This window comes from Zoogloea sp. (assembly GCF_028689785.1).
GTDB lineage: Bacteria > Pseudomonadota > Gammaproteobacteria > Burkholderiales > Rhodocyclaceae > Zoogloea.
This window is the reverse complement of the sequence record NZ_JAQVCN010000003.1, coordinates 61,693-75,564: the sequence shown is the minus strand read 5'-3', so window position 1 is coordinate 75,564 and position 13,872 is coordinate 61,693. Positions and strand designations below refer to the sequence as shown.

At 69.4% G+C, this 13,872-nt stretch carries 14 protein-coding genes; all 14 read left to right on the top strand.

Translation table 11 applies throughout. The features are described 5' to 3' along the window. Positions 1-3: 3 nt before the first annotated feature. The 14 genes from PHI64_RS02540 (at position 4) to PHI64_RS02475 (ending at position 13,865) form a co-directional block, all read left to right on the top strand. Positions 4-1,257 carry a beta-ketoacyl synthase gene (locus PHI64_RS02540; RefSeq protein ID WP_299878084.1) on the top strand — a complete coding sequence of 418 codons (1,254 nt, stop codon included), beginning with the start codon at positions 4-6 and terminating at the stop codon, positions 1,255-1,257. Positions 1,258-1,311: 54 nt separating this feature from the next. Then, positions 1,312-1,605 carry a phosphopantetheine-binding protein gene (locus PHI64_RS02535; protein WP_299878081.1) on the top strand — a complete coding sequence of 98 codons (294 nt, stop codon included), beginning with the start codon at positions 1,312-1,314 and terminating at the stop codon, positions 1,603-1,605. Continuing rightward, on the top strand, positions 1,602-2,288 hold the full coding sequence (locus PHI64_RS02530; RefSeq protein ID WP_299878078.1) for a hypothetical protein: 687 nt from the start codon (positions 1,602-1,604) through the stop codon (positions 2,286-2,288). The genes PHI64_RS02535 and PHI64_RS02530 overlap by 4 nt, the downstream gene beginning before the upstream one ends. Continuing rightward, positions 2,288-3,946 (top strand): AMP-binding protein, encoded by a 1,659-nt coding sequence (locus PHI64_RS02525; protein WP_299878075.1) that lies wholly within the window; start codon positions 2,288-2,290, stop codon positions 3,944-3,946. Before PHI64_RS02530 ends, PHI64_RS02525 begins: the two co-directional genes overlap by 1 nt. After that, positions 3,943-4,890 (top strand): acyl-CoA synthetase, encoded by a 948-nt coding sequence (locus tag PHI64_RS02520; RefSeq protein ID WP_299878070.1) that lies wholly within the window; start codon positions 3,943-3,945, stop codon positions 4,888-4,890. Before PHI64_RS02525 ends, PHI64_RS02520 begins: the two co-directional genes overlap by 4 nt. Continuing rightward, positions 4,887-5,459, top strand: coding sequence for a LolA-related protein (locus tag PHI64_RS02515; RefSeq protein ID WP_299878067.1), 573 nt, complete (start codon positions 4,887-4,889; stop codon positions 5,457-5,459). Before PHI64_RS02520 ends, PHI64_RS02515 begins: the two co-directional genes overlap by 4 nt. Then, entirely contained in the window at positions 5,456-7,786 is a 2,331-nt protein-coding gene (locus tag PHI64_RS02510; RefSeq protein WP_299878064.1) for an MMPL family transporter, read from the top strand. The genes PHI64_RS02515 and PHI64_RS02510 overlap by 4 nt, the downstream gene beginning before the upstream one ends. 1 nt (position 7,787) lies before the next feature. Beyond that, entirely contained in the window at positions 7,788-8,570 is a 783-nt protein-coding gene (locus PHI64_RS02505) for a polysaccharide deacetylase family protein (protein WP_299878061.1), read from the top strand. Beyond that, positions 8,567-9,283, top strand: coding sequence for a class I SAM-dependent methyltransferase (locus tag PHI64_RS02500; protein WP_299878058.1), 717 nt, complete (start codon positions 8,567-8,569; stop codon positions 9,281-9,283). The genes PHI64_RS02505 and PHI64_RS02500 overlap by 4 nt, the downstream gene beginning before the upstream one ends. Positions 9,284-9,362: 79 nt before the next feature. Further along, positions 9,363-10,556, top strand: a complete 1,194-nt coding sequence (locus PHI64_RS02495) for a beta-ketoacyl-[acyl-carrier-protein] synthase family protein (RefSeq protein WP_299878056.1) — start codon at positions 9,363-9,365, stop codon at positions 10,554-10,556. Further along, on the top strand, positions 10,553-11,359 hold the full coding sequence (locus PHI64_RS02490) for a beta-ketoacyl synthase chain length factor (protein ID WP_299878053.1): 807 nt from the start codon (positions 10,553-10,555) through the stop codon (positions 11,357-11,359). Before PHI64_RS02495 ends, PHI64_RS02490 begins: the two co-directional genes overlap by 4 nt. Further along, complete coding sequence (locus PHI64_RS02485) at positions 11,353-11,790, top strand: hotdog family protein (RefSeq protein WP_299878051.1); 438 nt, start codon at positions 11,353-11,355, stop codon at positions 11,788-11,790. The genes PHI64_RS02490 and PHI64_RS02485 overlap by 7 nt, the downstream gene beginning before the upstream one ends. After that, complete coding sequence (gene fabG / locus PHI64_RS02480) at positions 11,787-12,506, top strand: 3-oxoacyl-ACP reductase FabG (protein ID WP_299878048.1); 720 nt, start codon at positions 11,787-11,789, stop codon at positions 12,504-12,506. Before PHI64_RS02485 ends, fabG begins: the two co-directional genes overlap by 4 nt. A gap of 72 nt (positions 12,507-12,578) precedes the next feature. Further along, entirely contained in the window at positions 12,579-13,865 is a 1,287-nt protein-coding gene (locus PHI64_RS02475; protein WP_299878045.1) for a cation:proton antiporter, read from the top strand. Positions 13,866-13,872 lie beyond the last annotated feature (7 nt).

Sequence of the window (13,872 nt, the reverse complement as noted above, 5' to 3'; positions counted from 1 at the left end):
GCCATGGCAGTCCCCCACCGCGTAGCCGTCACGGGCCTTGGCGTGGTTGCCCCTTCGGGCATCGACGCGCGGCAGATGTTCGGCCGTCTGGTGGACGGCGAATCCTTCATCCAGCTGCACACCATCGACCAGCCCCCCCGGCCGGTCACCCAACCCGCCATCCACTGCGCGGGTTTCAGCCCGGAGGCCCATATCGGCAAGGCCCTGGCCAGCACCACCGACCGCTCCGTCCAGATGGCCCTGACGGCCTGTTTCGAAGCCTGGCGCGACGCCGGCCTGCCCCGCGACAAGGAAGGCCGGCATGACTACGGCGTGTCCTGGGGCTCGGCCCTCGGCAGCACCAGTACCTGGGAACGGGGTTACCGGGAGATGTGGCAAAACGGGCGCGACCGCCTGCCGCCCCTGGCCGTGGTGCTGGGCATGAGCAACGCCGCCGCTTCCCATATCTCGATCCAGCTCGGCCTGGGCAATTCCAGCCTCACCTACGTGGCGGCCTGTGCCTCCGCCGCTGCGGCCATCGGCGAAGGCTACAAGCGCATCCGCAACGGCGAGGCCCGCCTGATGGTGACTGGCGGCTCCGACGTGCCCCTGGCCTACGCCGTCATGAAAGCCTGGGACGCCCTGCGCGTGGTCGCCCAGGGCGACGCCGACACCGCCCCCTCCAGCTGCCGCCCCTTCCACCCCGGCCGCAGCGGTCTGGTGCTCGGCGAAGGCGCAGCCACCCTGATTCTTGAGGAGTGGGAGCATGCCCGCGCCCGCGGCGCCACCATCCTCGCCGAAGTGGTGGGCTACGGCACCTGCAGCGACCACTCCCATCTCGTCCGCCCCGACCGGGACGGCCAGGTCCGCGCCATGCGCCTTGCCCTGGAAGACGCCGGCCTCACCCCCGATGACGTCGACTACATCAACGCCCATGGCACGGCCACCATCGAAGGCGATGCCATCGAGGTGGACAGCCTGCGCGCCCTGTTCGGCGACCGGGCAGCCCAGCTCCCGGTAAGTGCCACCAAGTCCATGCACGGCCACCTGATGGGCGCCGCCGGCGCCATCGAGGCCGTCACCACGGTGTTGGCCCTGGCCGAAGATGCCCTGCCGCCCACCGCCCACCTCGACACCATCGACCCCGCCTGCGAAGGCGTGCGCCACATCACCGGCGGCGCACTCCGGGGGACAGATGCACGGGTCGCCCTGTCCAACTCTTTCGCCTTTGGCGGATGCAATGCCGTGCTGGCCTTCCGCAAGGCCGATCCGGCCTGAGCATCGGCGCGGTTTCCTCTTCACGACTTTCCGTTTGCAAGCGCACCCCACACCATGAGCACCACGCCTTCAGAGAACACGCCGGGCGCCACGCCCGCCTTTGTCGCCGAAATCGCCGGGATCATCGTCTCCGCTCTCAATCTCGAGATGTCCCCGTCCGAGATCGATCCCGACGGCTCCCTGTTTGGCGAGGGCCTCGGGCTCGACTCCATCGACATCCTCGAAGTTGCCCTCGTCATCTCCAAGCAGTACGGCATCCAGCTGCGTGCCGACGACGAAGACAACACGCACATCTTCCGCTCCCTGCGCAGCCTGGCGGACTACGTTGCCGCCTCCAGGGCCGCATGACGAGACGGCCCGGCCCTCTCGCAACCGCGCTACTGGCAGGGGGCGCGATCCTTGCCTACGACGTGCTGGCCCATTACGTCAGCGCCTCCCCGGATGCGGCCCCCTGGGTGGCCCTGCTCACCCTGCTGCCGGCAAGCATCCTGCTCATCGAACTGCTGCACCGGCGCCTCGGCCTGACCGCCGCGCTGCTGGGCGGCCTCGCCGGCGTCGGCTGCGGCCTGCTGGTCTGGCCCCTGGTGCGCAACAATCTGACCCACCTCTACCTGCTCCAGTACCTGGGTACCAACCTGGCCCTGGCCAGCTATTTCGGTCACAGCCTGCTAGGTGGCCGCACCCCCGCGTGCACCACCTTTGCCATGGTGCTGCATCCGTCGCCAAGCCCCACGGTCATCCGCTACACGCGCCAGGTCACGGTGGCCTGGACGGTGTTCTTCGTCGCCAGCGCCAGTACGTCGATGCTCCTCTACCTGCTGGCACCGGTCGCCCTGTGGTCGGCCTTCACCAACCTGTTCTACCTGCCCTCACTGGCTCTCATGTTCATCGTTGAAGGGCTGGTTCGGCGCAAGCGCCTGCCGCCGGAAGAGCGTCACGGGATCATCGCCTCGGTGAAGGCCTACGTGACCGCCAGCCGCACACCCCCACCGCCACTCACCGACCCCGACCTGCCCCCCCGGATCTCCTGATGAGGCAAGCCTCCTGTCTGCTGACCGACCTCCCCGCCCCCGACAGCATCATCGCCTGGCTGCCCGCCGGCCCGGTCACGCGCAACCAGTTTCTCGCTGACGTACGCCAGCTCGCCGGGCAGCTCCCCGAGGGCCAGCACGTACTCAACATCTGCCACAATCGCTACCACTTCCTGGTAGGCCTGGCCGCCGCCATCGTCTGCGGCAAAGTCAGCCTGTTGCCCTCCAGCCTGACGCCAAATACCGTCACCCGCCTGCGCCACGACGCCCCGGACCTGTTCTGCCTGCATGACACCAGCCTGGACGACATCGATCTGCCGGGCATTCCCTTCCCCCCTGCTCGGGCGCCCGTCGAGGGCATCCTGGCAGTGCCGGAAATCCCCGCAGACCAGGTCGTGGCCCATGTATTCACCTCCGGCTCCACCGGCACGGCCCTGGTTCATCGCAAAACCTGGGGCAGCCTGGTGATCAACGCCCTGTCCGAGTCCGAGCGCCTCGGTGCCCGCGGCTGCACCCTCGTCGGCACAGTGCCACCCCAGCACATGTACGGCTTCGAATCCACCGTGCTGATCTGCCTGCACGGTGGCGCCGCCTGCTGGTCCGGGCGCCCCTTCTACCCGGCAGACATCAGCGCGGCCCTCGACGCCGTTCCGGCCCCCCGCGCCCTCGTCACCACCCCCTTCCATCTGCGCACCCTGCTGGAGGCCGGCCTGAGGCTGCCGCCGGTGGACTTCCTCCTGTCCGCCACCGCCCCCCTTTCCGAAGAGCTCGCCGCCCGTGCCGAGGCCGCCTGCGGCGCCCCCTTGCTGGAGATCTACGGCTGCACGGAGACCGGCCAGCTGGCCAGCCGCCGCTCCACCCAGACCCGTGCCTGGCAGCTCCTCGGTGAAGTCACCCTGTGCGCCACCGAAACCGGCCATGCGGCCCAGGGCGGTCATGTGGAAGGAACGGTCCCCATCGGCGACGTGATCGAACTCGTGGACGAACGTCATTTCCTGCTCCACGGCCGCAACGCCGACCAGGTGAACATCGCCGGCAAACGCACCTCTCTTGCCTACCTCAACCAGCAGCTCCTGGATGTGCCGGGCGTGACCGACGGGGTGTTCTTCATGCCCGACGCCGAGCCCGACGACCACGCCACCCGCCTGTGCGCCTGCGTGGTGGCACCCGGGCACACCCGCCAGAGCCTGCTCGCCGCCCTGCGCAGCCGCATCGACACCGCTTTCCTGCCGCGCCCGCTGGTGTTCGTCGAGCGCCTGCCCCGCAACGCCGCCAGCAAGCTGCCCCGCGCCGACCTGCTGGCCCTGCTGCCCGGCACGACGGCCGGCACCGGCACCGCCGACACCCCTGCCAGCACACGCGAACGTCACTGGCGCGTGCCCGCCGCGCACTCCGCGTTTCCCGGGCATTTCCCCGGCCGGCCCATCCTGCCCGGCGTGGTACTGATCGATCAGGCCATCCAGCTGACCGACGGGCTGCTGCCGGCCGGCTGCGTCATCCGCGGCCTGGGCAACGCCAAGTTCTTCGAGCCTGTCGGCCCGGGCACCCAGCTCGTCTTCAACTACGCGCCAGCCAGCGCGAAGGCCCTGGCTTTCGAAGTCCGCACTGATGACCGGGTGGTCGCCTCCGGCAGCCTTACCCTCGGGCAGCAGACGTGAGTCGTCCGCCCCCGTCCGCCGCAGCCGCTGCAAGCTGGGCCCGCCAGGCGGAGCGCAGCAGCGTGCCGGTCATGCGCTTCATGGTGTGGCTGTCCCTTACCCTGGGGCGCCAGCTCAGCCGCACGGTGCTGCACGGCATCGCCGCCTACTTCCTGCTCTTCTCGCCGAAGGCCGGGCGGGCCTCCCGGGCCTATCTGCAACGCATTCTCGGGCGCCCCCCCCGTCTGGCCGAGCGTTACCGCCACATCCTCACCTTCGCCACCAGCATCCACGACCGCGTCTATTTCCTGAACGGCCGCTTCGATCTGTTCGACGTCGAGGTACACGGCCTGGAGCACGTGGAGGCGCACATGGCCACCGGCCGCGGCACCCTCCTGTTCGGCGCCCACCTGGGCAGTTTCGAGGTACTCCGCGCCGTCGGCCATCGCCATGCCACCCAGCGGGTCTGCATGCTCATGCACGCCGAGAACGCCCGCAAGATCAACCAGGTGCTGGCCGCCATCAACCCCGCCGCCAGCCAGGACATCCTCCCCCTCGGCCAGCTCGACTCCATGCTGCAGCTACGCGACCGGCTCGACAGCGGGCAGCTGGTCGGCGTGCTGGCCGACCGCAACCCCGGCGAGAGCGGCGTCCGGAACCTGCCCTTTCTGGGTAGCCCGGCGCCCTTCCCCAACGGCCCCTTCCGCCTCGCCGCGCTGCTGCAACGGCCGGTGCTCTTCATGAGCGGCACCTGGCAGGGTGGCAGACGCTACCGGGTGGAGCTCTCCCCCCTGGCCGATTTCACCGGCGTGGAGCCCCGCGAGCGCGCCGCCGCCATCGCCCGGGCCCAGGAAAGCTACGCCGCCCTGCTCGAAAACCACTGCCGCAGGGCCCCCTACAACTGGTTCAACTTCTTCGATTTCTGGAGCGATCCCCGTGCCCGCTCCGATCGTCCAGCCCCATGAAGTCTGCTCTGCGCCTCGCCGCCTGCCTCCTGACACTCGCCACCATGCCGGCCTTCGCCGCATGGGACCTGCCCCAGCTGATGACCGAACTCGCCCGCAACCAGGGCGGGAAGGCCCTGTTCACCGAACGCAAGTACATCGCCCTCCTCGACAAGCCGGTCGTCTCATCGGGCGAAATGCGCTACGTGGCACCGGATTACCTCGAAAAGCGCACCCTCACGCCACGTCTTGAACTGATGGTGCTGGACAAGGATGAGATCAGCCTGGAGCGGGGCAAACAGAAAATCACCCTGCGCCTGCGCGAGCAGCCGGAAGTGCTGGCCTTCGTGGCCAGCATCCGCGGCACCCTGTCGGGCAATCGCGCCGCGCTGGAGCAGAACTACGCCCTGCACCTGTCGGGCCAGCGGGACAACTGGACCCTCAACCTCTCCCCCAGCAACCCGCGCATCGCCGAGCTGGTCACCCGCATCACCATCAGCGGCAGCCGCCAGCAAGTCCGCAGCATCGAGTACCTGCAGGCCGACGGAGACCGCTCGGTCATGTCCATCGACCCCGTGGACGCCCGATGAAGCGCCTCCGCGCCCTGCCCGTCCTGCTCTGGCTGCTTGGCCTGGCCCTGTGCGCCAGTGTGGCCCTGCGCGCCCACTACACCGCCGACATGTCGGCCTTCCTGCCGCGCAGCCCGACGCCGGCCCAGCAGCTGCTGGTGGACCAGCTCACCGAGGGCGTGTTGTCCCGGCTGCTGCTGGTGGGCATCGAAGGCAGCACGCCGGCAGCCCGTGCCGAACTCTCCCGTGGCCTGGCCAAACGCCTGGAAGACGGGGGCTTGTTCCTCTCCGTGCGCAATGGCGACGCAGCCACCCTGGCCCGCGACCGGGAGCTGCTGTTCACCCACCGCTACCTCCTCAGCCCGTCGGTTCGCCCCGAGCGCTTCACCCCAGAAGGGCTCCACGCCGCCATCGGCGAGAGCATCAACCTCCTGGCCTCGCCAATGGGGATGATGCTCAAGGGCTTGCTGGGTCGCGACCCCACCGGCGAGCTGGTCGAGCTGATCGGCAGCCTCGACACCAGCGGCAGCCCCGCCAGCGAAAACGGCGTGTGGGTGTCCCGCGATGGACAGCGGGCCATCCTGATGCTGCAGACCCGTGCATCGGGCTCCGACACCGACGCGCAAGCCCTCGCCATCGCCCGGATCCGCTCCGAATTCGCCGCCCTGTCCAGTGACGCGAAGCTGTCCGACGCCCGCATGCTGGTATCCGGCGCGGCGGTCTTTGCAGTCAACTCCCGGGCCGCCATCGAATCCGAGGCGGTGCGCCTGAGCACCCTGGGCACCACTGCGGTGATCCTGCTGCTGCTGCTCATCTACCGCTCCTTCACCGCCGTCTTCCTCGGCCTGCTGCCGGTGGCCAGCGGCGCTCTCGCCGGCATCGCCGCCGTGGCCCTGGGCTTCGGCAACGTACACGGGCTCACCATCGGCTTCGGCACCACCCTGATCGGCGAAGCCGTCGATTACTCCATCTACTATTTCGTACAGTCCGACGACGACGAGGACGGTGGCTGGATGAAGCGCTTCTGGCCGACCATCCGGCTCGGCGTGCTCACCTCCATCTTCGGCTTCGCCTCCCTGCTGTTTTCCGGCTTCCCCGGCCTCGCCCAGCTCGGCCTGTACTCCATCGCCGGGCTCATCACCGCGGCCATGGTGACGCGCTTCGTGCTGCCGCACCTGCGCCCGGCCCGGCTGCGCATCCATGACATCGCCCCCATCGGCCGGGCCCTGGCGGGCTTCTGGGCCTGGCTCTCCCGGCTGCGTCTGGTGGTGCCGGTGCTGGGGCTGGCGGCAGCTTTCATCCTGTTTGCCAACAAGGATCACGTGTGGAGCGCCAGTCTGTCTGGCCTCAGCCCCGTCTCCGCCGCTGACCAGGCCCTAGACCAAAGCCTGCGCGCCGACCTCGGGGCCCCCAACCTGCGCTATCTGGTGGTGCTCAAGGCCGCCAACCGTGAAGCCGCCCTGGAGCGCGCCGAGTCTGTCGGGGAACGCCTCAAGGCGCTGGTGGCGGATGGCGTGCTCAGCGGCTTCGAGAGCCCCGCACGCTTCCTGCCCAGCACCGCAACCCAGCAGGCCCGCCGCAACGCCCTCCCGGAACGGGACACCCTGGCCCGCAACCTGCAAACCGCCCTCGCCGACCTGCCCCTCCGCGCCGACCGCCTGAACGCCTTCCTGGACGACGTGGACACGGCCCGCAGCCAGCCCCTTCTCACCCCCGAAACCCTGCGCGGCTCCACGCTGGCGCTGGCCGTGGACTCGCTCCTGCTCGAACGCCCGCAGGGCTGGACCGTGCTGATCCCCCTGCGCACCCCGGAGGGCGATGCCCCCTTCCAGAGCGCGCGGGTAGAAGCGGCCCTGAGCGGCAGCGACGCCCTCTTCGTCGACATCTTCGGTGAATCAAACAACCTCTACCGGACCTACCTCGACGAGGCCATCCTGCTGTCCCTGGCCGGCATCCTCGCCATCATCGTGCTGATGGGCGTGGTGCTGCGGGAGCCCATGCGCCTGCTGCGGGTGATGGTCCCGGTGGTCACCGCCGAGCTCATCGTCATGGCCGGCCTTGTCGCCACCGGCCACACCCTGACCCTGCTGCACCTGGTGGGCATGCTGCTGATCGTCGCAGTGGGCACCAACTACGCGCTGTTCTTCAACCAGGCCGACCGCAACCCGGGTGACGACCCCCGCACCCTGGCCTCGCTGCTCCTCGCCAACCTGGCGACAGTGATCGGCTTCGGCATCCTGGCCTTCTCGCCCGTGCCGGTGCTGCAGGCGATCGGCATCACCGTAGGGCCCGGTGCGGTACTCACCCTGGTCCTCTCCGCCATGCTGGCGCGCCGGATCTCCCGCTGAAATGCGCAACTGGCGGCCCAGCCCGACCTTGCAAGCGAGCGCCCTCGTGCATGCGGGCGCCCTCGCCGGCATGCTGTTCGAGCCCGGCAGCTGGCCCACCGCAGCCGGTGCCCTGGCTGCCAATCATGTGCTCCTGACAGCGGCCGGCCTGCTGCCCCGCAGCACCCTGCTCGGCCCCAACCTGACCCGCCTGCCCGCCGATGCAGCAGCCCGTGGCGAGGTAGTCATCAGCATAGACGACGGCCCCGACCCGGAGATCACCCCCCGGGTGCTGGACCAACTCGACGCCGCCGGCGCCCGGGCCAGCTTCTTCTGCATCGGCCAGCGCGCCACCGCCCATCCGGGCCTGGTGCGCGACATCATCGCCCGCGGCCACACCATCGAGAACCACAGCGAACACCACTGGAAGCGCTTCTCCACCCTCGGCCCTGGCGCCATGGCCCGGGAAGTGGCAGCGGCCCAGGCCAGCCTCGCCGCCCTGACCGGGCGGCGCCCCCGTTACTTCCGGGCCCCTGCCGGCCTGCGCAACCCCTTCCTCGACCTGGTGCTGACACGCCTCGACCTGCAGTTGGCCAGCTGGACCCGCCGCGCCTACGACACCCGCAACGGCGACCCGGCCAACGTGCTGGCGCGGCTCACCCGGGGTCTCGCCGGAGGCGACATCCTGCTCCTCCATGACGGCAATGCGGCCCGCACTCCCGCCGGCCAGGCAGTGATTCTGGAGGTGCTGCCGGCCCTCCTCGACCGCATCCGCGCGGCCGGCCTGCGCCCGGTGTGCCTGTGAGCCGCAGCATCCAGCGCAGGCTGGTACACCAGGCCAGCGCGCCCTACCGCCCAGCCGGCCCATGGGCCTGGCATTTCGCCCGGGGCAAGCTCGGCGGCGACCCCCTCTTTGCGGCCCTGCTGGGCCCGGGCCTGCTCCCGGCCGACGGCCGTTACCTGGACCTGGGCTGCGGGCAGGGCCTGCTGGCCAGCTGGCTGCACGCCGCCAACACCCTCCACGCCGGCCCGGACTGGCCGGCGGCGCAGGCCGCCCCGCCGCGGATCAGCGCCTATCATGGGCTCGACATGCATGCAGCCGCCATCGGGCACGCTCGGCAGGCCCTGGCCGGCTGCGACTTTCCAGTCCATCTCGAACTGGGCGACCTGTGCGACTGCGTGTTGCCCGAGGCCGACGTGATCACTCTCTTCGACGTGCTCCACTACCTCCCCGCCAGTGCCCAGGAACAGCTGCTGCGACGCATCCACCGCAGCCTGCCGACGGGCGGCAGGCTGCTGCTGCGGGTCGGCGACGGAGCCGCCGGGCTACCCCACCACCTATCCCGCATCGTCGACAGTCTGGTGGTCCGGGCCCAGGGCGGCGCCTGGCCACGCCTGCACTGCCGCCCGATGACCGCGTGGCAGGCCCTGCTGAACGAAGTGGGCTTCCGCACCGAACCATGGCCGATGGTCGGAGCAGGCTTTGCCAACGTTCTGCTTCACGCCCGCCCGCTCTGACGCCTGCGTCATGAAACGGGATGAATCGGTCTACGGGCCCCTCTGGTAGACTCCCGAAACCGCCCGAAAAGACCGCACCGTGACACCACTCCACCTTGCCCATCACACCGTAAGCTGCTGTGCAGGCGATGGCCTGGCACCTCTGCGCGCAGCTCTCCGCAACGGCAGCAGCGGCCTGCGCCCCCACCGCATCGAAGGGCTCGGCATCGATACCTGGATCGGCGAGGTCCCAGGGCTCGACGACACGGCACTCACTTCCGTCATGGCCGGCTTCGACTGCCGCAACAACCGGCTCGCCCGACGCGGCCTGGCCGCCGACGGCTTCGAGGACGCCGTTCGCAGCCGCATCGCCCGCCACGGCGCCCGGCGCGTGGGGGTCGTGCTGGGCACCAGCACCTCGGGCATCCTCAGCACCGAGCTGGCCTACCGCCAGCGCCCGCCCGAAGGCGGCCCGCTGCCCGCCGGGCTGAACTACCCGGGCACCCACAGCACCTATTCCCTGGCCGATTTCGTACGGCACTGGCTGGCCATCGAAGGCCCGGCCTGTGTTGTATCCACAGCCTGTTCATCCTCCGCCAAGGCCTATGCCACCGCGGCCCGGCTGATCCACGCGGGCCTGATCGACGCTGCGGTGGTCGGGGGTGTCGACAGCCTGTGCTTCACCACCCTGCACGGTTTCGCCTCCCTTGAGCTCACCTCCGCCGAGCCCTGCCGCCCCTACGACGCCGCCCGCTCCGGCATATCCATCGGTGAGGCCGCAGCCTTCGGCCTGCTGGAGCGCACCACCGACAGCCTCGATGCCGATGCAGTGCTGCTACTGGGCTACGGCGAATCCAGCGACGCCTACCACATGTCCTCCCCCCATCCGGAAGGCCTAGGCGCCCGGATGGCCATGGAAGGCGCACTGGCCCGGGCCGGCCTGAGCCCCGCCGACATCGACTACATCAACCTCCATGGCACTGCAACGCACAACAACGACGCTGCCGAGGGCTGTGCCGTGGCCGGCCTGTTCGGCAGCCGGGTAGCGGCCAGTTCCACCAAGGGCATTACCGGACACACCCTGGGCGCCGCAGGAGCCCTGGAAATCAGCATCAGTGCCGTGGCCATGGCCGACGGCCTGCTGCCGGGCAGCGTGCATACCCGCAGCCCGGACCCGTCCATCCCCATCGACTATGTGCTGACTTCGCGCGGCGCCCCTCTGCGCCATGTCATGAGCAACTCCTTCGGCTTCGGTGGCAGCAACTGCAGCGTAATCCTCGGGAGGGCAGGATGAGCACCGACATGTCTCTGAGTGCATGGATTGACGGCATCGGTCTGCTCGCCCCCGGCCTGCCCGACTGGACCCATGGTCGGGCCGTGCTGGCCGGCCGGGAGCCCCACGTGCCAGCCCCCACCGTGCTGCCGGCGCCCATGGTGCTGCCGGCCAACGAACGCCGCCGCGCCAGCCGTGTGGTACGCGTAGCCCTGGCCAGCGGCCTGGCCGCCCTGGAACAGGCCGGCCTCGACCCATCCAGCGTGGCGGCGGTCTTCGCCGCCTCCACGGCCGACGGCCACAACTGCCATGCCCTGTGCGAAACCCTGGCTTCCAGCGATCAACGGGTGTCGCCGACGCGTTTCCACAACTCCCTGCACAACACCCCGGCGGGCTATTGGAGCATTGCCACCGGCGCCATGGCGGCCAGCCAGTCCCTGGCCGCCTACGACGCCAGCTTTGCCGCCGGCCTGCTTGAGGCCCTGGTGCAGATCCACGCCACCGCCGCCCCCTGCGTGCTGATCGCCTACGATGCGGAGTACCCGGAGCCCATCGCCAGCCTGCGTCCCATCCCAGACGCCGCCGGCATCGGCCTGGCCCTCAGCCCCCAGGCCGGCCCCCGCAGCGTGGCGCGGGTGGACATCCACCTCGGTGACGGCCCTGTCACCACGCTGGGCACGCCCTCCCTGGAAACCCTGCGCACCACCATCCCGGCCCTGCGCGGCCTGCCCCTGCTGCAAGCCCTGGCCTCGGGCAGCGGTGGCGAGTTCGCCGTCGAATACCTCAGCCCTCTCAGCCTCCACATCCGCCTGACCCCATGCTAGACCGCCACGCCATCGCTGCCCGCATTCCGCACCAGGGCGACATGAGCCTGCTCGACACCGTGCTTGAGTGGGACGCCACCCACATCCGCTGCACCGCCGTCAGCCACCGGCAGGCGAACAACCCGCTGCGCAGTGCCGGACAGTTGGGCGTGGCCGCAGGCATCGAGTACGCCGCCCAGGCCATGGCCGTACATGGCGGCCTGCTGGCTGAACAGGCAACGCCCCCACGCCAGGGCTACCTGGCCAGCGTCCGCCAGGTGCAGTTCCATGTCCCCCGGCTGGACGATCTGCCCGGCGCGCTGCAGATCGCCGCCGAACGCCTGTCCGGCGATGCCACCCAGGTGCTCTACCGCTTCACCCTCAGCAGCGGTGACACGCCGGTGCTGGACGGCCGCGCGGCGGTGATCCTCGACGCCGGGGCCCTGTCATGAGGCGCGCCCTCGTCACCGGCGCCAGCGGCGGCATCGGGGCGGCCATCGCCCGGCGGCTGGGTGCAGACGGCCACCATGTGCTGATCCACGCCAACCGCAACCCCGAGCGCGCCGCCGCCGTGCAGGCGGACATCCAGGCGGCGGGCGGCTCGGCCGAGGTCGTGTGCTTCGACCTCACCGACGCAGCCGCCACCGCCGCCGCAGTCAATGCCATGCTCGAAGCCGGCCCGGTCTCCATTCTGGTGAACAATGCCGGCCTCCATGCCGATGCCGTGTTTCCCGGCATGAGCCCGGAAAAGTGGCAGCAGGTGATGGATGTGAACCTCAACGGCTTCTACAACGTCACCCAGCCCCTCACCATGCCGATGATCCGCGGCCGCTGGGGCCGCATCATCACCATCACCTCGGTGGCGGGCCTGGTGGGCAACCGGGGGCAGGTCAACTACGCCGCGGCCAAGGGTGCCCTGCACGCCGCCACCAAGTCCCTCGCCCTTGAGCTGGCCAGCCGGGGCATCACCGTCAACGCGGTGGCACCCGGCATCATCGCCACGGGGATGATAGAAGGCAGCTTCGATCAGGCCAGCATCGAGCGCCTGGTCCCCATGAAGCGGGCCGGCAGACCCGAAGAGGTCGCCGATCTCGTGGCCTTCCTGGCCTCGGAGCAGGCCACCTACATCACCGGGCAGATCATCTCGGTCAATGGTGGCATGGTCTGAGCACGCCCCCATCCGATCACCGCTGCATGGGCTCACCAGGCCCGGCATGACACGCAACAACAGGAGCCCCGCGTGAGCACCACCTCCCAACTGGCCGGCCAGGTGTCGGTCCATAAGGCCGAGGCCGTCCTTTTCTTCGCCCTCCTGCAGCTCACCGTGATCGTGCTGGCGGGCCGTATCGGCAGCATTGCCGCACGCCGGGTGGGGCAGTCATCTGCCGTTGGCGAGATCATCATCGGCATCCTGCTGGGGCCGTCGCTTTTCGGGTTGCTGTTTCCCGACATCTTCGACCACGTCTTCCGCTCCGGCCCTCCGGAGCCCATGCAGATCCTGTCCCAGGTCGGCCTGATCCTGCTGATGTTCCAGATCGGGATCGAGTTCGATTTCTCCCACCTGTCGGAACGCCAGCACCGCAAGACGGTGCGCCGGGTCGCTTTCGCCGGGCTGGTGGCGCCCTTCATCCTGGGTCTGGGTTTTGGCTGGCTGGTCGCACCGGAGCTGTCACCCCAGGCCAACCGCGTGGCATCCGGGCTGTTCATCGCCACGGCCTTCTCGATCACCGCCCTCCCCATTCTCGGGCGGATCATGATCGAGTTCGAGCTTACCCGCCGCCCCATCGGCGTGATCGCCATCAGCGCTGCCGCCGTCAATGACGTGGTGGGGTGGTTGCTGCTGGCCCTGGTGACCACGCTGACCCTGTCCCATTTCAACCCGGCCGACTTCACCCTGAAAGTCGTGCTGGTGATGGTGTTCATGTTGGCGGCCTGGTTTCTCATCCGCCCCCTCATCAAATGGGCGATACGGCGTACCCGCCATGACGGCCACCTCTCTCCGCACCTGATGGGTCTGCTGCTGGCGGCCATCTTCCTGTGCGCGATGATCACTTACAAGCTCGGCATCTTCGCCATCTTCGGGGGCTTCGTGATGGGGGTGCTGGTACACGACGAGCCGGAGCTGGTGGAGGCCTGGAAGGAGCGCATCGGCCACTTCGTGACCGTGTTCTTCCTGCCCATCTTCTTCACCTACACCGGCCTGCGCACCAACATCGGCGGGCTGGACAGCCTCGTGCTGTGGGGCTGGTGCCTGCTGACCATCGCCCTGGCCACCCTGGGCAAGTTCGGTGGCACCTATGTGGCGGCCCGCAGCTGCGGGCTCGATCATGCGGCTTCCAGCGTGCTGGGCATCATGATGAACACCCGGGCCCTGATGGAGCTGATCGTCATCAACGTGGGCTACGACCTGGGCGTGATCTCCCAGGACATGTTCACCATGCTGGTGCTGATGGCCATCGTCAGCACCGTGGTCACCACGCCGGGGCTGCGCCTCTGGCTACCCCGCATGGGCCTGGCCGGCCGCTGAGACAGAG